The following is a 22,602-nucleotide window of genomic DNA, read 5'->3' as shown; positions in this document are numbered from 1 at the left end:
TCAGACCCATAAAAACCATAACAACAACCAGACAGCCAAAACGATGAACAATATATTCAAGTCCCTTTGTGTAGCGGGAATGCTTTGTGCAACAGGCGTTGCAGATGCGCAGGTAAAGTGGCCGGCTATTACGCAAACCAATAAACCATGGACGAGATGGTGGTGGGAAGGTAGTGCGGTAAACAAGAGCGACCTTACAACTGTAATGCAGCAATACGCAAAAGCAGGCTTGGGTGGACTTGAAATAGTGCCCATCTATGGAGTGAAAGGAACGGAGAAGCAATGGTTGAATTTCCTGAGTCCCGAATGGATGCAGATGCTGGATCATACACTGGGCGAAGGGAAAAAGTTAAACCTTGGAATAGATATGGCGAATGGCACCGGCTGGCCATTTGGAGGTCCGTGGATCCATGAAGATAATGCAGCGAAAACAATCAATTATAAAACCTATACACTTACAGAAGGACAAACACTTCATGAGAAGATATTCTTTCAACAAGAACCATTGCTGCGTTTTGCCGGACAGGATAAAGTGAAAATGGAAGATGTGAAAAATCCGGTGTACAGCAACACAAACCTGCAGGCACTTGCACTGGACCAAATAAAATTCCCCGGCAGTTTTCCTGCAACGCTGGTAATGGCTTACAGCAACGACGGACAACAAATCAATCTTACCGATAAACTAAACACAGCAGGCGATTTGAATTGGACTGCACCAAAAGGTTCATGGACCATTTATGCATTGTTTCAATCGCTACATGGCAAAATGGTAGAACGTGCCGCACCAGGTGGTGAAGGATACGCGATGGATCACTTTTCGCTTAAGGCCATCGATCATTATCTTGGTAAATTTGATGAGTCATTTAAAGGACACGATCTGTCATCGTTGCGTGCCTTCTTCAACGACTCCTATGAAGTAGATGACGCAACCGGGCAGGCAAGCTGGACACCTGATTTTCTCAGCGAGTTTCAAAAGAGAAGAGGGTATGATTTGAGAAATTATCTGCCCGCATTATTCGGCAAAGACAAAGAAGAGCTAAACAGCAGGGTCATCTATGATTACAGGCTAACGGTCAATGACCTGATCTATGAGAATTACACCAAAGCATGGCACACGTGGAGTGCACAGAAAGGCAAGCTGGTGCGCAACCAGGCACATGGTTCGCCTGCAAACATATTGGACCTCTATAGTGCAATCGACATTCCAGAAACAGAAGGAACAGAATTGTTGCGATTCAAAGTTGCGTCCTCAGCGGGCAACGTAACAGGAAAACCCCTGATCTCTTCAGAGTCGGCCACATGGCTCGATGAACATTTCGTATCAACATTAGGCGATGTAAAACAAGCGATAGACAATTATTTTGTCGGCGGCATAAACCATGTGTTTTATCACGGACTAAACTATTCTCCCGCAAAGGCTCCATTTCCGGGATGGTTGTTTTATGCCTCTGTGCATTTTCAACCCGCTAATCCCTTCTGGAATGATTTTTCGACGCTCAACAATTACATTGCGCACTGCCAGTCATTTTTACAAAACAGTACGCCTGATAATGACGTGCTGTTGTATTATCCGTTCACAGACATTATATCAAAAACAGGAGGTGCACTGTTAAAACATTTTGATGCAATAGACAAAGAATTCAAAGGCACAGGGTTTAAAGAGAATGCAGAAACCATGATTGACCATGGGTATGCGTTTGATTATATTTCCGACAAGCAATTACTGAACCTAAGGAATGAAGGAAATGAATTGCTGACAGGCAAGTCGAAATACAAAACGATCATTCTGCCAAACGCTAAATTGATTCCGTTAGAAACATGGCAGCAATTAATGAAACTTGCTTCACAAGGCGCTACGATACTTGTGTACAAAGGTCTTCCGGAAGATGTGCCTGGTATGGAAAAACTAGCAGAACGACAAGCGGATTACAAACAGTCCATTGCTTCACTGCATTTTATCAACGATGGCAATGTGCAAAAAGCAAGCATAGGAAATGGTCAATTTATAATAGGCAATGATGTATTGCAACTACTCGACTATGCTCGTATTCGCAAGGAAACATTGGCAAACGACAGTCTTTCTTATATCAGGAAAAAGAATGAGACAGGCAGTCTATATTTCATTGCCAACAAAGCAACAAAAGCTTATGAGGGTTGGATAAACCTGGCAACAAATGCAAGCAACGCTGTTCTTTACAACGCCATGACCGAAAAAGCAGGAATAGCAAGAACAAGGCAAAATTCCGATGGGACGCTCAGTGCGTACGTACAAATGCAAAAAGGTGAAAGCCTGTTGCTGCAAACAGCATCGCAGACATTAACTGGCAATCAATATGAATATTTTAAAGCAGCGGGAGATGCTGTAGTGATCAATGGTTCGTGGAAATTGCATTTTGTAGAAGGCGGTCCGGTATTGCCAAAGGATGTGATAATACAACAATTACAATCGTGGACAAACCTTCCCGGAGAAGAGGTGAAGAAGTTTTCCGGCACTGCATCATACACTACTAATTTCGCAAAACCAAAAGGAACAGCAAAGAAATGGTCGCTTGATTTGGGTGCTGTGCGCGACAACGCCGAAGTATTTTTGAATGGTAAAAAAATCGCGACGCTGATTGGTCCTGTATTTAGTGTTGTGATCGACGCAAATGCACTGCAGCAAAAAAATACACTGCAAATAAAAGTAGCCAACACGATGGCGAACAGGATTATTGATATGGAGAAGAATCACGAGAATTATAAGGTGTTTTACAATATCAATTTTCCTGCGAGAAAGGCGACCAATAAAGGCGCTGACGGATTGTTTACAGCAGAAAACTGGAGTCCGCTTCCATCAGGATTGTTGAGCAATGTAACATTAATACCGATGGCGGTTCTTAGGTAGAGACAAGGCACCGCCTTGTCTTGATTTTATTTCATACGGCCCAACGCAGACAACGCAATGCCTTGTCTCTACAAACACAACGCGATTTCATGAAACATTTAGTATACGGCATTTTATTTCTGGTGACGCAAGCTACAGTTGCGCAGCAAAGCTGGCACAATAAGGTGCGTACCGTTCATTACCAACCTCAGGGGAATGATTTTGTAACCGAGAATGGTACTTACAGATTTAACCGTGCGTTGTACGGAACCAATACCGCGTTTCGCGTAGAAGCAGGTGATCTTCCAGAATTTGCCATGTACATGCCCGGCATGGGGGGTAACCTCAAGTTGGGATTGATAAAAGGTGATAGCAGCATGTGGCTGATAGCGGCAAAAAATATTAAAGCCATCTACAGACCCGGATCTATGTTGTACGAAGTGAAAGATGATTTGCTGAGTGATGCAGTGCTGTATATTACGGTATTGCCACTGGCAGATAAAGAAGGGATGGTCGTGAAAGTCAACAGCAGCAAAGCGTTGAAAGATTGCAAACTTGTTGGCGTATATGGAGGTGCTACCGGCAAAAAGTTTTCACGCGATGGTGACATCGGTGCCGATCCTGAATCGTCATTTTATTTACAACCCGCATATTGCAAAGACAATTCATTTAATATCCAAAAAAATGCCTTCAGCTTATTGTATGGTTCCGGGAAAGTGTTGACAGAAGAAGAGCGTTATGAAGTGCAACACCTTTCCAATACAAAAAAGGAAAGCGACAATAAAAAGAATCCGGTAAAAAGTATCGCTGGTATTTTTCCTGAGGAAATGACATTGATCAAAGGTGATGCGTTGCAGCAGCAATCCCCGTTACAATTGATAAAAAAAGAATCGGCAGAAGCTCCGTTGATCTATGGTACAATGAATATTTCCAATAATGCTGCTTACTTCTTGTTGCAAAACAATGATGCAGGCGCGTTACCTGTTTACAATACGTTGCCAAAAGTATTTGCGGATGCGGAAGTAAAAAGAAAATCAATTGCAGATCGTATTGTGGTCAATACGCCTGATCCTTATATCAATGCTGTAGGCGGAGCATTAAGTATTGCAGCAGATGGTATTTGGGAGAATCCTTCCTATATGCACGGAGCCGTTGCATGGCGCATGAGATTGAATGCATGGCGCGGGCCGTATGCCGCCGATCCGCTTGGTTGGCACGACAGGGCAAGAACGCATTTTAGCAGTTATGCTTTATCGCAGGTTACTGAACCGTTGCAGGCGCAGGTTGTTGCAGACACCGCACTGAACATTGCAAGGCAATTGGAAAAAATGGGGACGTCCATGTTCAGCAGTGGCTATATCAGTCGCAATCCCGGTGGCGATAAACGGCCACATCACTACGACATGAATTTGGTCTTCATTGATGAGCTCCTGAATCATTTCAACTACACCGGTGACACCAATTATGTAAGAGAAATGTGGCCATTGCTTGAGCGTCACCTCGCATGGGAAAAGAGAAATTTTGATGCAGATGGAGATGGGCTGTATGACGCATACGCATGCATATGGGCAAGCGATGCCCTGCAATATAGCGGTGGCGGCGTTACGCATTCTTCCGCGTATAACTACAGGGCAAACAAAACTGCAGCAATGCTTTCGGGAATGATAGGAAAAGATGCAACGCCCTACAAGAACGAAGCAGACAAAATATGGAAGGCAATGCAAGCGCATCTTTGGCTGAATGACAAAGGTTGGTTCGCTGAATACAAAGACAAAATGGGGCAGCAGTTGGTGCATCCATCCGCGGGCCTTTGGACAGTATATCACGCAATAGACGAAGGCGTTCCTGATGCTTTTCAGTCGTATCAATTGTTGCGTTATGTTGACAATGAAATACCGCACATTCCCGTTGTTGCCAAAGGTATGGAAACTAGCTGTGAGCTACTGGCAACCACAAACTGGCAACCATACGACTGGTCGCTAAACAACGTAGTGCTGGCGGAAAACCTGCATACATCGCTTGCATACTGGCAAGGCGGGAGAAATGAAGCTGCATTTCGTTTATGGAAAAGCGCCTTGATTGAAAGCATGTATCTTGGCATATCGCCTGCAAATTTTCAGCAGTTGTCTTTCTATGATGCCATGCGCGGCGAACTGTACAGGGATTTTGCCGATCCAATAGGCATGGCGGCACGATCCTTAATCGAGGGCTTGTTTGGTATTACACCAGATGCACTGAACGGTCAAACCATTATCAGGCCCGGCTTTCCGAAGGTATGGAACAATGCTTCTATCAAAACACCTGACATTAATATCAGTTTTGCAAGAAGGGGAGATGTAGTTTCTTATTCAATTCAACATACAAAGGCGACAAGCATTCTATTGCAGTTGCAGAGTTTAAAAGATGATGTTGCTTATGTAAAAGTAAATGGCAAAAAAGCTGCATGGAAAGTAGTTGGCGACGCAGTGGGCAATGCTTTCATTGAAATTGCAGGGGGCAGGAACGACAAACATAGTATTGAAATAAAATGGAAGGGGAGTGAATTGTATCAAACATCTGGCAACACATCCGGGCAACAAGGGGAGTCATTTGCAGTAAATTTTAGGACGGCAAACGCAATTGCCATCCATGATCCTCAGCAAGTTTTGAAAGATGCCAAAATAAATGGAAACACATTGAATGCTGTTGTTAGGACCTCCAGCGGAAATAAAACTTTCTTTGTGCAATTGAAGCAAGGCATTATGCAATGGTGGGAACCAATTGATCTTACAATCAACGAACCCATTGTTCTGCTTGATTCAACAGCTGAGTATAAAAAAGAAATTTCGTTTGCAATACAAAATTTTACAAACGATCAGGTTGTGTCGGTAACAGTAAATAATGTGTTTTCCACACAAATTAATTTGCAAAGATTAGCAACGTCATCGGTGATAACCGTACCGGAAAAGTGTTTGGTATATGGCTCGAACAAAGTAAGAATAGCAGCAGGAAAATTTGTTATTGAAAAGAATATTCAGAACTGGAACGTGAGCCAGGATGCCAGCAAACGCTACGAAAAACTTGATCTGTCCGCTGTGTTCAATGATAAGGTGACGAACATTTTCAAAAACAAATACGAATCGCCACGCCCAAATACAACAACTTTGCAATTACCCTACCAGGGCATTGGCAACTGGTGTTATCCGATGATAAACCCAATTATTAATGACGCCGGATTACGCGGCAAGGCGGGTAGTCAGAATGAAATTACCATTGCTAACAATATTCCTTTGTCAACTCCGTCTTCGCCGGCGCTTAACAATATCGCGTTTACTTCACAGTGGGATAACTATCCCAAGAGCATAAAAGTTCCATTGAGTGGCAAGGCTTCGCAGGTTTATCTGCTTATGGCCGGTTCCACCAATCCAATGCAAACGAGATTGACGAATGGGAGCGTAGTCATTCGATATACAGATGGTTCTGCAGACTCCCTGCGTCTCGAAAATCCAACGAACTGGTTGCCGATAGAACAAGACTTTTACATTGATGGTCATGCGTTTTATGCAAGCCGGGTAAGGCCCGTTCGTGTCCACCTTGCAACAGGGTTGGTGACGAATGATTACGATAATTATAAAGGCATCAAAGGTTTCAGCAACATGGCCATTGAAGGCGGAGCCGCTACAGTGCTGGATTTACCGCTGAATGCTTCAAAGGAGTTGGCTTCACTTACGGTAACGGCTATTGCAAATGATGTAGTGATTGGATTGATGAGTGCAACGCTTGTGCGTTAATTTATGGCGGAGCATCAAAGCCAGAATGCATGTCGCTGAAATAATAACGAGGCTTCGACAAGCTCAGCCTGACACTTCATTTACGCTGTCAGGCTGAGCTTGCCGAAGCCTCGTCGCACAGAAGCAGGGTTGCACTGCTTTTCAACCGTCATCGGTAATAAGACAAATTGATACACCGAATTGCCGACTTTCTTTCAATAACATTGATGTCTACCCGCTATCGTTAATTTGTCGATCTTAAAAATAATCAGGTAGAATTCATATAAAATCAATGTAATTGCCGTTTTTGTAAGACAAATACCAAAATCTCAGGATGGGTCAGGATAGTTAAAGGAAATATCCGGTTAATTTTATAATTGAAAGGAATGCTGTAAGCCTTCGTTTCTCTCTATCACCCAAAACGACACTGCCATGTACGTTACCACTATTACAAATTCAAAAGTGCGTATGCCACATTCCCGGCAACGTAAGAAAATCCACATTTTTATTGCTCATAAAAGTCATCAGGACAGTTGATAATTGCTCGATGCGCCCCGGCGTGTAAGTAATTTGTTTCCTGACTTTATAGTTGTTTGCTATCCGCTGTTGCAGGTGGTATAGTCACTTCCTTGTCTTTGCTATTCACAACCACATTAAAGGTCATATGAATAAAACGCTACAAAGAGTTTGCATTTTTGTTGCCGCTACATTGCTGTTTGCCAATTGCCGCAAAAAAGAATGGGATGCCTATTATGGGCGTCCGGATAATTTACAACCGCCTATCTACCAGCAGTTGGAGAGCTTTGGCAGGTTTAAGAGCTTGCTGGCTTTGATCGATAAGTCAGGTTATAAACAAACACTTGGTGCAGCTGGTTACTGGACATTCTTCGCACCCAATGACGATGCATTTCAAAAGTTCTTTAAAGAAAAAGGCATTGCTGGTGTAGATGTGCTCGATTCTGTAACGGCTCGTGCAATGGTGCAATATTTACTAGTGTACAATGCATTTAAAAAGGACAGGCTGGATGATTACCAGGCAACAGCCAACAACGCAGGATGGACGCCGTCAGCGGCTTTCAGAAGACGTACCGCTTATTACACAGGCTTCTACAACGACATTGGTCTGAACAACAAATCCATTGTTGCAACAGCCAACAACAGAAATAGCAAAGGCGCTTTGGATGGTAATTATATCAGCGAGGATTTCAACAATAAGTACCTCACTTATTTCACTGATGATTACTTCAAGGCAAATAATCTTACTGCCGAAGACTACAGATATTTTTATCCTGAATCAGAATACAAAGGTTTTAATGTCGCTCAGGCAGCGGTTCTTACGCAAGACATCGTTGCAGAAAATGGCATCATACATGAAGTGGATAAAGTGATCACTCCATTGCAAAGCATCGATGAATACATCGCTGCAAAGCCCGAGTACAGCAGCTTCCGTGCCATACTGAATCGTTTGTATGTAAACAATATGGTGCAGTTTATTTACAATGCAGACGCGACACACCGTTACCAGGTACTGTCAGGTAAAGGAGATTCAGTGTTTGTAAAAGTCTACTCCAATCTTTTGTCCTACGCACCTAACAATGAAAATTTTACAAAAGAAGAAGACAACGACGGACAAAAAGATTGCTGGACAATGTTCATTCCCAAAAACGAAGCAGTTGATAAATATGTGAAAACGGTTTTGTGCGAATACTATCCATCATTGGATCAGATGCCTGTGGATATCATTGCAGACTTCCTGAATGCGCATTTGTTTGCTACTGCTGTTTGGCCAACAAAGTTCGCCGTAACACGTAACAAATTCAGCGAGCCCCCGCGCTTCGATCCATACACAGATATTTTTGACAGAAAAGTACTGAGCAACGGTATCCTGTATGGTACCAATAAAGTAGAAGAGCCAGATGTATTTAGTACCGTATTCAGCAAGGCATACCTGAATCCGAAATACACGATGATGACGCGTTTGCTGAATTTCACCGGCCTTAAATTATTAGTGGCAAAATCCAATGTGCCTGTAAACATGCTGATGATTCCGGATAATGTTTGGGCAGCTGCAGGTTATAGTTACAATGTTTCCAAGAGCCAGTTTGAATACACGCCTGCCGGCGGAAGTGCTACTACCAATGGCGTTGATGATAAATTGACACGTATCACAAAGACCTGCGTATTCTTCGATCCATTCAGAGAAATGATGGAAGATCTTTCGGGTGCAGACATTGTGAGATCGGGTGATGCGGGTACAGAAGGAGATTATATAAAATACAACAATAACAAAATTGTGACTGCTGGCTTGCAGGATGCCGGTTTAATGGCAAATGTGGATAGTGTGAAAACGGCGGTAAATGGTAAAGTATATTTCATCAACCAAATTCCAATCTATACCGATAAGCCTGTTGGCTATCATATTAAAAACCTTGGTACAAGTACTACTTCCGATTACAATTATTTTTGGCAATACCTCAGCAACAGCGTTGCGGTTTATAACAGCACAACTTCAGATATTAATGGATTGACAGGCTTTTCAACAGTGTTCATCCCAACCAATGCAGCAATAACACAAGCCGTGAATGATGGATTATTGCCAGGCACAGGTACGGCTCCTAATAAAGCTCCCAACTTTAACCCCACCGATGAACCAGGTAAGAACCTGGTGAGAAAATTCTTGCAGTATCATTTCCTTTTTGGTCACACAGTTGTGCCGGATGGCATTTCATCAGGTGTGTTTGATTCGTTTTACCAAAACGCATTGGGTAATAATCTTAAGATGACTGTTGTAAATAGCCCGGATGCATTATCGGTGATTGATAACTACAATCGTGCCGCCAACGTGATTGTATCAAAAAGCAACAACCTTTCCAGCCGCTGCGTGATACACCTCATTGATAACTACTTAAAGTATAACGACAACTAATCCCCATAATTATTTGTATGAAAATTCTTTTAACCAAAAAACTGTACTGCTTGGCCTTGCTGCTATTGGTAACGGTGGGATTGTATGCTCAGAACGCAACAACATCTGTTACAGTAACGGGAAAGGTGGTAGATAAAAAGGGTCGCCCGATTCACGGTGTGTCCGTTACGGAAGTAGATGCTGACAAGCGTATCATACGTGGTGTGAGCACGGATGTGGAAGGGAACTTCGCGATACATATTTCCAATACAAAAAATAAGATCAGCTTTTCCATCATCGGTTATAAAACTGTTGAAGAACTGTCAATCAATGGAAGAAAGGTCTTTAATATCTCAATGGAATCAAGTTCCAAAGAAATTGAAGAAGTTGTGGTAGTGGGGCAGAAGAGAATAGACAATGGTATGTTGCCCATTGCGGAAAAAAACCTAACGATAGCTGCATCCAAGATCAATGCAAAAGAGATGGAAGAGATGCAGGCTTCATCTATTGATCAGGCATTGCAGGGCCGTATGCCAGGTGTGGACATCTCTGCGAACTCAGGTGATCCGGGCGCGGGCATGCAGATACGCATCAGGGGTACATCATCTATCAACGCCTCGAACGATCCATTGATAGTGGTAGATGGAATGCCCTATGAAACACAGGTTCCGTCTGACTTTAACTTCGGTACGGCAGATGACCAGGGCTACGCATCCTTGTTAAACATTGCACCTTCAGACATTAAAGACATCACCATTTTGAAGGATGCCGCTGCTACTGCAGTATGGGGCTCACGTGCAGCAAACGGCGTTTTGGTGATCACTACAAAAAGAGGTGCTAAAGGCAAACCTTCTTTAACCTACACATTTAAAGGATCACTTTCTGCAAAAGCAAAACCGCTTCCAATGTTGACTGGTGATCAGTATTCTACCCTGATTCCGGAAGAGTACATGAACAGAAACGGTATTCCTTTGAATACACAAACAGTGAATGAATTTAAGTTTGATCCAAACGATCCTTACTGGTATTATAACTACAGCAACAATACAGATTGGATCGGCGCGATATCACGTAACGGAACTATTCAGGATCACAACATTTCTCTGACAGGAGGTGGCGACAAAGCGCGGTATTATGCGTCATTGGGTTACTTCGATCAGAAAGGTGTTACACTTGGTACAGATCTTAACAGGATCAGTACAAGGATCAACCTTGACTACAACGTTTCTGAAAGAATAAAGATCAGAACTGACCTTTCTTATGCGCATACTGAAAACAACAAGAACTACTCGGATGTGTTGCGCAACATCAGTTATATCAAAATGCCTAACCAAAGCATTTATGAATATGATGAATACGGAAACCTGACTCCAAACTATTTTTCACCGGCTGCAAATATTCAAGGACAATATCCGGGAACGTACAACATTTTGGCAATGGCAAGCAAAGCCACCAACAATGTGATCACGGAAAGAGTTATTCCTAAATTCAACATCCAGTATAATTTGGTGCCTAACATCTGGATGCTTACTGCAGATGTGCAATTCGATATAAGCAACACAAAAAATAAAAGTTTCCTTCCACAGGTTGCAACGGGAAGACCATGGACAGAGGCGGTTGTAAACAGAGCATATGATGGCGATAACGATGCCTTCGGTGTGCAAACGAAAACAAGTTTGGTGTATACACCACAGTTTAAAAGCCCAAGACATTCGCTGGTAGGGTTGTTCAATGTCATGACCTCTGATAACAAGGTTGTGGTGTACCAGGCACAAACAAGCAACACTGCATCTTCTGATTTGCAAGATCCATCAGTGCCTTCTCGCGCGACAAGCACAGGTTCTAACTTGTCGTCCTCAACAAAACAGTCAAGGAGTGTGGGCGCTTTGCTCAATGCTCAATACGGCTACCTTGATCGCTATATCATCAACGTAGGTGTTCGCGGTGACGGTAATTCAAGGCTTTCTGCCAATAGTCGCTATGGTTTGTTTCCTTCTATTTCAGGAAGATGGCGCGTGTCAGGCGAATCGTTTATGCAGCGTTTCAGAAACAAACTGGATGATTTAAGTTTCCGCTTAAGCTACGGTCGCAGCGGTAACGCACCTAAGAATGATTACTCATTCTATAACACCTATAACAACTTTGCATGGAACTATCTTAACCAGGCGGGTGTATATTCCTCTAACATGCAGCTGAATCAATTAAGATGGGAAACTGTAGTTGGACAAAACGCCGGGATTAACCTTGTCATGTTTAAAAACAGGGTGAATATCGATGTTGAGTTTTACAGAAACCGCACAAAAGATTTGTTGTTCTATGGTTTGCAGATCGCGTCCATCAATGGTTTCAACAATGTGGACATGAACGTGGGCACGATGGATAACCAGGGCTGGGAGTTGGGTGTAATCACCACTCCTTTAAAAACAAAAAACTGGACAGTAGATGTAAATTTCAATATAGCACGTAACGAAAACGTTATCCGTGAAATATCAGAATTCTATCCGTTGGAAAAAGGAAACATTACACAAAACGGACAGTACAAAACATACATGCAGGTGAACAATCCGTTTGGTTCTTTCTACGGATTTAAATACGAAGGCGTTTATAAAGATTTGGATGCAACGGTTGCAAGAAATGAAAAAGGCGAACAGATCGTTTCTCCAAAGGGCGAGAATGTATATATGCGCTTCAACTATCCTACAACAGACTATACCTTTCAGCCTGGTGATGCGAAATATAAAGACGTGAATCACGATGGTAACATTGACTACCGTGATATCGTGTACCTCGGCAATAGTAATCCAATGTTTACAGGTGGTTTCGGATTTAACATCGGGTATAAAAACACCCTTAGACTTTCTACATTCTTCAACTTCCGTTACAAATATGATATCATCAACGGTACGGAAATGGCGAGCACAAATATGTACTACTACGACAACCAAAGTACAGCAGTGTTGAGAAGATGGAGACAACCAGGTGATGTAACAGATATTCCGCGTGCATTGTACCAGACAGGCTACAACTGGTTGGGTTCTGACAGGTACGTGCAGGATGGTTCTTTCCTTCGTTTCAGAACCGCAACATTGCGTTACACTTTTACCAAGAAAATAACTGACAAGTTGAAGATTAAAAACCTGAGTACTTACCTGACAGCGGAAAACATGTTTACATGGACAACTTATAGAGGACAGGACCCTGAAGTGAACATGCGTGGTGCGGATCCGTTCCGTGTGGCAACTGATAAGGCGATGACGCCGCCGGTGAAAACATTCACACTCGGGTTGACTGCTTCTTTCTAATTAAAATACTTCAAAACGCATAATGATGTTTAAAGGAAAATATTGGTTGAAAACATGCTGTCTTTTGTTGGTGCTGATCAGTGCGGCTTCCTGTAACAAGTGGCTGGATCTGAAACCATCAGACGGTATTATCAGACAAGATTATTGGAAAACCAAGGAACAGGTAAAAGCCGCAGTAATAGGTACTTATGCTTCGCTGCTTGACGATCCTACTAATAAGGATAAATCATTACCCGAGCTGTTCTTCCTATGGGGCGAGCTGCGCGCAGATATGCTCGCTCCTTCAACGGGAACACTGAGCGAAGAGTTTGAGGTAATGAATGTGAACACAGTACCGAGCAATACGATCACGAACTGGAGACCGGTTTACAGAACCATTAACTATTGCAACACCGTTATTGATTTTGCTCCGGACGTGTTGAACACAGACAAAACGTTCACACAGGAAGCACTGGATTCATATGTTGCCGAAGCAAAGGCCATGCGAGCACTCATGTATTTTTATCTTGTCAGAAGTTTTGGCGATGTGCCGCTGAAATTAAAATCTACTTCAAGCGATGAAGAGATTGTAACAATTGCAAAAAGCTCGCAACAGGAAGTGCTCGCACAAATCCTCAAAGACCTGAACGAAGCAGAACCAAAAATATCGTTGACCTACGGCGACAATGCATCTGACAAAGGACGCATTACACGATACACGGTGAATGCAATACAAGCCGATGTGTACTTGTGGATGGATAAATATGATGAAGCAGTTGCCGCCTGCAACAAAGTGATCAACTCTTACCGTTTTGGTTTACTGGCACCATCAACCGCCTGGTACAACACCGTATATCGTACAGGAAATTCAACAGAGAGTTTGTTTGAAGTGCAATACAACGCACAAAAACTAAATGATTTCTTTACGATGTTCGGCATAAGCAGCAGACGTTTTCTTGCGGCCAACAAAGTGATGGACCAGGTATACACAAGTGATCCGATCTACGGACAAAAAGACATTCGTAGCGACGGTGTATCTGTTCGCGCGGAAGATGGAGTGATCTGGAAATATGTTGGCAAGAACGATAAAGATCTTATCGCACCCGGCGACTCGTATTCACACTGGTTTGTATATCGCTTCGCAGATGTGTTGTTGATGAAGGCAGAAGCGCTTGCACAAAAAGGACAGGGTGCAGATGCATTAGACATTGTAAAAGCATTGCGTGACAACAGAAATGCATTGGCAGGCACAGACAACAATCCCGATCCTGCAAATGTGGATGAAGTTTCGTTGTTCATTCTTGAAGAGAGAGCCCGTGAATTTATGTTTGAAGGAAAGCGCTGGTACGATGTGCTGCGTTATGTGAAAAGAAACAACTACGAGCATATTGATTATCTGCAGGACATGATCTCGAGTATTGTGCCTGCAAACATGGTACGCACGGCGCAGGCGAAAATGCTGGATCACAACAGTCATTATTTCCCGATATACGAATACGAATTGCAAACTAACAAAGCATTGGTTCAAAACCCATTTTACAAATAATAACATCGCTTGTTTATGAGAAAGATTTTATTTCTTTTAATGATCATCACCATTGCCGTTGTGGCGGGTGTTACATTAAAGAGCTGTAAAAAAGTTGATATAAAAGAAACTACAACAACAGATGTGAACATGCTCGACTATCTGAAACAGGATAGCATGCAACGCTTCACGTTGCTGATTGATATTGTAAACAAAACAGGTTACGATGCGTTCCTGAATGCATACGGCACCTACACTTTGTTTGCGCCAACTGATGACGCAATAAAGAGTTACCTCAAATCAAACGGCAAATCATCCCTTGATCAACTAACAGTTGATCAGATGAAAGATATCCTTCGTTTCCACATGCTGGAAGAAATGGTGAACACGGCCGAATTTAATGACGGCAAACTTCCATCAGTAACTATGTATGGACAGTTTCTTGTAACAGGCGTGAGTAACACTGAAGGCATTTCTTCTTATGTGGTGAATCGACAGGCTTTGGTTAAGCAGGCGAACGTGATTGTTGGAAACGGCATCATACAAGTGATTGACAATGTACTGACTCCTACAACCTATACACTGGCACAACTCGCTGAGCAGAACGCAGACTATTCTGTATTTACACAAGCATTAAAAGCAACCGGCTATTATGATACATTGAACTCCATGAAAAATGCTGACGGTTCTCAAAGATGGCTCACGCTCATTGCTGAGACCAACAAGGCATTGGCTGACTCTGGCTTTCATAGTTATGACGAATTGAAAGCGAAATATTGCAACACAGGAGACCCTAAAAATCCCAAAGATAGTCTGCATTTATATGTAGCCTATCATATCCTCAGCAATGTGAAATACCTGGCAGACATTGTGATGTCAGGTTCACATGAAACACTCGCACCACTTGAAGTGGTTACAGATAAAATGATCAATAAAAAAGTGTTGCTCAATGATGACGAGTACAGCACTATCAATGGCACGGTACATGAACCTGGTGTAGAGCTTGAGCAAGCAGGCAGCGATGTATCTGCCACCAATGGTGTATTGCACAAAGCTTTGAGCCACCTGAGAATCAAAGTGAGAAGTCCGTTCCCTGTGTATTGGGACCTGTGCGCTGAAGTGCCAGAGTTGACAAGACTTAGCGCGGTTTACAAAAAGAAAACTTACCTGTTTGATTATGCAGACGGAAACGCTTTGAAAGATGTGAAATGGGAAAAAAGTTGTTTGAAATACAGGGCAGGTGTTACCGGTTACCTTGGAGATTACTGGCAGATGGGTTTGGGCACCAAAGGAAGCAACACCGATAATCTTGGAGAGTGTGCCGGCAACACGTGGATTGAATTTACAACTCCATTGCTGGTAAAAGGAAAATACAAAGTGTGGTTCTGTTACTTCACACAAAACACCAGCAAGATCAGTGCAGTGCAGGCTTCGTTTGATTCTATTCCTCTAAATAGTGCATTGATACAGTTCCACTCAAAAATATCTACAGTTGATCCGCTGAAAGAGGCAGAACAAGAGGCATTGGGTTGGAAATGGTGGGCAGGCGCCTCCAAAAAATCCGGTTCTACCGCAGCTCGCATGCTTGGAATTGTAGACGTAAAAGTAACAGGCAGACACAAGATCAGGTTTGACCTTGTATCAGGAAGTAACTCAGATTGCAATTTCGACATGGTGCATTTCATTCCCGTGGGCATGAACCAAACCGTTCCGAGATTCAATCCTGATGGATCGATTGAATATTAATAGAAGCAAAGAATTGTAGTTAAAAATTTTTTTGAAAAATGCGGTCAACAACAAAATATATATTGCTGGTAGCTTTGATAGCTGTGACAGGAATGTGGTCCTGTAAAAAATGGGACGAGCACAATGCAGTGAAGCAACAGTCTCTTAATGAAACCCTGCTCGATCAGATCAATAAAAATGCAAGCCTTAGCAAGTTCAGCGAGTATCTCACAAAAACAGGTTTAGATAAAGTGCTTAGTTCTTCAAAGAACTACACGGTGTTTGCTCCTGTAAATGAAGCACTGGCGGCACTTCCGGCAGCGGTGACAAATGATACAGCGAAACTGAAAGCCGTGTTGCAAAACATGATAGCGAGCCAGCAATTTTTTACGAGCAATGCAACGGACTCTATACGCGTTGCGATGTTAAACGGCAAGCGCGTATTTTTTTACAACAAAAAATTCGACGACGCTAACATAACGCAGGCAGATATTTTTGTACGCAATGGTGTGCTGCATATCATAGATAAGGCGATCAGTCCTTTGCCAAATGTTTGGGATTATGTAGTAAGCTCAAAAGATGTTTATGCGCAAAATGCTTACATCGCTTCACTGAACTTTTTGCTACAGGATCCTTCAAAAGCTGAGTTGGACAGTATTAATCCTATAACGGGCGATTCTGTTTACAAGCCAAATACAGGAATGGTGGTCGTGAACACGTTTAAAACGAAAGTCTCCGATATTGCCAATGAAGACAGTTTATTTACCTATATCATTCTGGCAAATAGCGGCTTCAATTCTGAGGTAGATAGAACCAAGCCATTCTTCAAAAGCAGTGTTGCAAGCGTTGCGACTAATAATGCTTCCTTTTTTGTGGTGAAGGATCTTGCTATTTCGGGATTGTACACGCCCTCTAATTTACCTGCGGCCTTGTTGTCAAAATTCAATGTGCATGTGCCGATAAGTCCTTCAAAGATTATTGAGTCGCACAAGGTGAGCAATGGCATTGTATATGTACTCAGTGATGCCGCTTGTGACTTGTCAGAAAAAATCCCCGCCTTAAAAGTGGAAGGGGAGAATCCCGGTTCAATTGCAAACGCAGACAACAAGTACACCACAAAAATATTTTTTCGAGATAGAATGAATACCTTGACAGGCGTGCCTTTTAAAGATATTTATCTGAACCTTGGATCGAGTGGCGCGAACTACTACGTTGATTATTTTACTAATGGTTTGTTCACTGCAAAGTATAAAGTGTACTGGGTTGCGTTCAATGACAAGACCATTTCAGGACAAGGTGATGATCCGTACGGTACTGATTCTACTTTGCAGCAAATATTACAGGTGGGCGATTACGCAAGACCTTTTGCACCTTCTTTAGATGTTCAGGTAGCGGTTAAACCAAGGAATTACAATGAAGTGTACCTGGGTGAATATACCAACACGAGCTATGATTTTGTGATATCAAAGCCGGTAGCTACCGTTTCTGATACGCTGGCAATAAAACGAATAAGGTTAAAAGCTCCGGCTACTGCAGCGACCGGCGTGCCATTGAATCTCACACTCGATTATCTAAAATTCGTTCCATCGTTTTAATAAAGAAAACCCTGGTTAATTACTAAGAAAAAATGCTACGAATGGTTAACATAAAAAGATCTTGGATGATAGCAGCTTTGCTCTCTTCCGGTGTATATGGTTTTGCTCAGGATGGAAAAAAAGCATCGAAGGTTAGCGTGGCGACAGGCTCCATAAGAGATGCAGCAACAGGCAAAGTGTTGAATGGTGCAAAAATCAGTTACCTCAATGCCGCAGCAACGATCACAGACAGCGCCGGAAATTTTTCTATCAATGTTCCCGATTATAAAGTGACTTTGCACGTAGAAGCAGATGGCTACCAGGCAAAGGAGATCGCGTTGAAAGGCGCACACAACGTAACGGCATCGTTGTATGAGAACGGCTTTACTTCTTATTACGATGAAATAAACCTTCCGTTCAATGTTGCATCAAAGTCTGCGCTTACAAATGCTGCAACCGCTGTGCAGGTTACAAACAATAGCTCTTTGGTAGGTGAAACGCCTGACTCTTATTTGCAGGGAAAAGTTCCGGGACTCAATGCCATTCGTCGTTCGGGAACACCCAACATCGGTGCGAATCTTTTCCTGAGAGGATACTCATCTTTGTATGCAACCAATCAACCTTTGATCGTGGTAGATGGTATTGTGTTCGACATCGCTTCTAATGGCGGGTCATTGATTGCCAATCACTACAACAATCCGTTAGAGTACATTGACGTAAAAGACATTGACAATATTACCGTGCTGAAAGATGGTTCTTCCACTTACGGGACAAAAGGTGCAAATGGTGTGATCCTTATCACTACTGCACGCGCAAGGCAAGAAGCAACAAAAATAGATGTGGCGTTGTATGGAGGAGCCAACATTGCACCTGATCCGTTACCGGTGATGAATGCCGGTGACTATCGCATAATGCTTGATGAGCTATTGCAATCAAAAGGCTTGTCAGCAAAGGATATCCAGGCGCTGCCTTATATGAACGACGATCCGTCGAAAGCCGGCTACTACATGTATCACAACAGTACCGATTGGCAGAAGCAAGTACTCAAAAATAGTTCAGTAGCCAACGGTTATCTCAAGATCACCGGTGGTGACAACGTTGCGAAGTATGCATTGTCTATGGGTTTTTTAAAGAACAATGGCGTCATCGCATCTACAGGTTTATCAAGATATAATACTCGTTTCAATGCAGACTTTAATTTGAGCAAAAGACTGACAGCGGCCACCAATTTAAGTTTTACCTACACAGAGCAGCAATTAAAAGATCAGGGAACAAACTATAAAACGAACCCGATCTATGCAGCGTTGATAAAATCACCATTCCTGTCGATTCACGAAGTTGCCGACAATGGCATTGAATCACCATCACTCGCGGATGCTGATATTTTCCAGAAAAGCAACCCGGTTGCCATCATTCAGAACATGCAGGCGTTGAATAAAAACTATCGCTTCATCGGTTCGGTGAATTTCAATTACAAACTCACTAATGACCTTTCTTTGGCATCAACACTTGCCGTAACAATGGACAAAGTGAGAGAATCTTTCTTTGTGCCACAGGCCGGTGTGGTAGGCGATACGTTGGATAATGCCATCGCGTCCAACCAGTCGGGTGCGCAGGTTTTGAGAATGTTCTCCGTTTCAAACGATACTCGTTTGTCTTACACAAAAACCATCAACAACATCCATTCATTTGCGGCAAGAGTTGGGTTCCGTTATATCAAAAGCACAAGTGAGCAGGACAATGGTTTCGGTTATAATTCAGCAACAGACGATATGAAAGGTGTTGGTTATGGATTGAATTCATTGCGCCGCATTGGTGGAAGCATGGGAGAGTGGAGATGGTTCAACACTTACTTCAATGCAGACTACAATTTGCGTAGCAAATATTTTCTGTCATTCAATATGGCAATAGATGGATCATCAAGATTCGGCACAGATGTAACAGACGCGACAGTGGTGCATTTTGGAAACAATAATTATCCGCTGATGCCTTCGCTTTCCGGCGCATGGCTGATATCCTCTGAGAATTTCATGTCGAATGTAAAATGGATCAACATGTTGAAGCTGCGTGCATCCGTTGGTATGACCGGCAATGATGATATAGGCAATTTTACTTCACGTAAATATTATACCTCACAAAACCTGTTAGGTATAGAAGGCCTTGTGCGCGGCAATTCTGGTAATCCATCCTTACAATGGGAAGCGGTGACAAAACTGAATGGTGGTCTTGATGTTTCATTGTTCAATGAGCGACTCAGCATCAGCGCTGATGTTTATCAAAACAAAACCGACAAGATGATCGTATATGAGCCGGCAGTAACAGCTACAGGCATGGATTATATGGTGACGAATACCGGTGGCATGAAAACCAATGGCTTTGAAGTGAATGTAAATGCACGTTTGATCAACAATAAAAACTTCAAATGGGATCTTGGTTTCAATATTGCGCAATACAAATCGACTATCACGAAATTGCCAGTGGACCAGATCATTACAGACTTTGCAGATGCAACCATTATCACGCAGGTTGGCGGTGCTCCAAATCTTTTCTACGGTTATAAAACAAAAGGCGTTTACAGTACTTCTACCCAGGCAGGTGCAGACGGTTACAGCACAAAGAATGCGTCCGGTGGCTATACTGCATTTCAGGGCGGAGATGTGCAATTCGTAAACACCAACAACGATAAAGTGATTGATGAAAATGACAAACAGGTTATTGGCAATCCCAATCCCGATTTCTTTGGAGCGATCACCAGTCATTTGTCATACAAAAACTTTGCACTTGACCTCCTGTTCACTTACAGCAAAGGAAATGATGTTTACAACTATACACGTCGCCAGCTTGAATCTATGAGTGGTTATTCCAACCAGACATTGGCTGTGGTAAACAGGTGGAGAACGGAAGGCCAGGTAACAGACGTGCCTAGAGCAACATGGGGTGACCCCGCAGGCAACAGCCGCTTCTCTGACAGATGGATCGAAGATGGTTCATATCTGCGTCTTAGAACAGCTTCTCTGTCATACGATGTGCCTATGAAGCCGCGCTTTGTAAAGTATGCCAGCATTTACGCCACCGCAAATAATTTGCTCACGTTCACAAAATACCTTGGCTACGATCCTGAGTTCAGTGCTACATCCAGCGTGTTTGGACAAGGCGTTGACGCAGTGCTTGAACCACAGTATAAATCTTTTCAGTTAGGCCTGCGCCTTGGTTTGTAATCTTTTAATAAAAACAATTGCTTAAAAGTTATGAGAGTTTTTAAAGCATATAAATATATCGTTCCGGCACTGGCTTTATCTGCATTGGTCGCATCCTCGTGCAATAAAATGTTGGATGTGGCGCCAAAGGATGTGCTGGACCAGCAGAACATGTACCGTGATGTATTCGATGCAGACGCGGCGGTGATTGGTGTTTACGGAAAGTTCATGGACCTTGCAACGCCATATGTAGTGCTCAATGAAGTAAGGGCCGACCTTATGAGTACCACTGCCACTGCCGATGAATACCTGAAGCAGTTGAACGAACATGATGTGAAGGAAGGCAACCCATATGCCAATCCGAAACCATTCTACTCCGTTATCCTGAATTGCAATGATGTGATGGCCAACTTCGACATCATGCTACGCGATAAAAAATTAAAACAGGAAGAATACAACATGCGCTACTCAGATGTTGCGGCATTGCGTTCATGGGTGTATTTGCAGTTAGGCATACAGTTTGGCAACGTGCCATATGTTACCAACCCCTTGTCTACAACAACGGATATGCAAAACGTTGCATTAATGCCGCGCATACCATTCAACCAGTTGTTAGACGAGTTGATCAAAACCATGGAGGGGCTTCCATACATGAAGCCTTATGCCACCACATCAAGTCTTGTAGCAGCCGTAGATGGGTATTCCACCTATAGATTTTATGTAAACAAAGAAGCGTTACTCGGTGAACTTTACCTGTGGAGAAATGACTATCACAAAGCAGCTTCCGTTTTAAAGAGTTTGATGGAAACAGGTGGAACAGGCGATTTGTACAATTATAGACTTACCGGTGCTTCCAAAGCTGATAACAACGATTTAGCGGTTGGTTATGTGCGTTACAGAGAAGAGGATGAAGGCATGTTGATCGATAACAATTCGCAAGGCTGGCGCTCCATGTTTGCCCGCGACGAAGATGCGATGTTTGATCGCGAGTGGATTTGGTATCTGCCATTTAATAAAAGTTTTGAACCAGTAGATCCTTTCATCAACCTGTTTTCTAACCGCGGCGGTAACTACATGTTGAAGCCTTCACAGTATGCGCTGGATGTTTGGAACGCACAGGTGCAGAAAAATGATTTTGGCTATGATGCAAGAGGAAAGGTTTTTACTGCGCGATCAATAGACGGGCAGCCGGTTGCGATGAAATATTTGTACAACTATCTGAACGGCGACGGCTTTAATCCGTTGAATGTTTTTGAGAAAAACGGTAAATGGTTCCTGTATCGTGCTGCATCCTTGCATCTTGATTTTGCAGAAGCTGCAAATCGTGACAATCACCAGGGATTGGCATATGCTATCGTGAACCAGGGATTAACAACCATTCCCAATAAGATCACAGGTGAAGGTTTTCCTTATGACTTTGATGCACGTAAAAGCGACAATCCAAAAATTACGGGCGACTGGTGTCTGAACGTAGGTGTGCGCGGACGTGCAAATCTTTACTCACAAACAGTTACAGGTGACAGTACTTTATCTATCGAAGAAGGTATTGTAAGTGAGGCTGGACTTGAGTTGGCATCAGAAGGAAGAAGATGGTCTGACCTCGTGAGAGTTGCGTTAAGAAGAAATGATCCATCGTTCCTTGCCAATAAAATTTATGAGAAACTGGTAAGAGAAAAGAATCCACGTGCAACTGAAGTACGTGATAAACTGATGAACAAAGACAATTGGTATTTGCCTTTTAAATGGAAATAGGTGGGAAAGGAAAAAGTAATAAGGAAAAATA

General features: G+C 42.9%; 9 protein-coding genes. All 9 read left to right on the top strand.

The genetic code is table 11. The features are described from left to right. The first annotated feature begins 43 nt into the window (after positions 1 to 43). The 9 genes from KTO63_RS02440 to KTO63_RS02400 all read left to right on the top strand — a co-directional run bounded on the left by KTO63_RS02440 (position 44) and on the right by KTO63_RS02400 (position 22,571). Positions 44 to 2,884 (top strand): glycosyl hydrolase, encoded by a 2,841-nt coding sequence (locus KTO63_RS02440; protein WP_232372992.1) that lies wholly within the window; start codon positions 44 to 46, stop codon positions 2,882 to 2,884. An 89-nt stretch (positions 2,885 to 2,973) separates the two neighbouring features. Beyond that, positions 2,974 to 6,633, top strand: coding sequence for a DUF4450 domain-containing protein (locus tag KTO63_RS02435; RefSeq protein WP_217789533.1), 3,660 nt, complete (start codon positions 2,974 to 2,976; stop codon positions 6,631 to 6,633). Positions 6,634 to 7,276: 643 nt separating this feature from the next. Further along, positions 7,277 to 9,538, top strand: coding sequence for a fasciclin domain-containing protein (locus KTO63_RS02430; protein WP_217789532.1), 2,262 nt, complete (start codon positions 7,277 to 7,279; stop codon positions 9,536 to 9,538). 17 nt (positions 9,539 to 9,555) lie between these two features. Continuing rightward, entirely contained in the window at positions 9,556 to 12,819 is a 3,264-nt protein-coding gene (locus KTO63_RS02425; RefSeq protein ID WP_217789531.1) for a SusC/RagA family TonB-linked outer membrane protein, read from the top strand. Between the two features lie 22 nt (positions 12,820 to 12,841). Then, positions 12,842 to 14,344 carry a RagB/SusD family nutrient uptake outer membrane protein gene (locus tag KTO63_RS02420; RefSeq protein ID WP_217789530.1) on the top strand — a complete coding sequence of 501 codons (1,503 nt, stop codon included), beginning with the start codon at positions 12,842 to 12,844 and terminating at the stop codon, positions 14,342 to 14,344. A 15-nt stretch (positions 14,345 to 14,359) separates the two neighbouring features. Next, positions 14,360 to 16,069, top strand: a complete 1,710-nt coding sequence (locus KTO63_RS02415) for a fasciclin domain-containing protein (RefSeq protein WP_217789529.1) — start codon at positions 14,360 to 14,362, stop codon at positions 16,067 to 16,069. Between the two features lie 38 nt (positions 16,070 to 16,107). Further along, the gene (locus tag KTO63_RS02410; protein WP_217789528.1) at positions 16,108 to 17,643 is read left to right on the top strand and encodes a fasciclin domain-containing protein; all 1,536 of its coding nucleotides are present in this window, start codon (positions 16,108 to 16,110) and stop codon (positions 17,641 to 17,643) included. Between the two features lie 65 nt (positions 17,644 to 17,708). Then, positions 17,709 to 20,840 (top strand): SusC/RagA family TonB-linked outer membrane protein, encoded by a 3,132-nt coding sequence (locus KTO63_RS02405; protein ID WP_232372991.1) that lies wholly within the window; start codon positions 17,709 to 17,711, stop codon positions 20,838 to 20,840. Between the two features lie 30 nt (positions 20,841 to 20,870). Further along, positions 20,871 to 22,571, top strand: coding sequence for a RagB/SusD family nutrient uptake outer membrane protein (locus tag KTO63_RS02400; RefSeq protein ID WP_217789526.1), 1,701 nt, complete (start codon positions 20,871 to 20,873; stop codon positions 22,569 to 22,571). Positions 22,572 to 22,602: the final 31 nt, after the last annotated feature.

Source organism: Pinibacter aurantiacus, from assembly GCF_019130065.1.
GTDB lineage: Bacteria > Bacteroidota > Bacteroidia > Chitinophagales > Chitinophagaceae > Pinibacter > Pinibacter aurantiacus.
The sequence above is the reverse complement of the archived record's forward strand: the minus strand, read 5'-3'. Positions and strand labels throughout refer to the sequence as shown.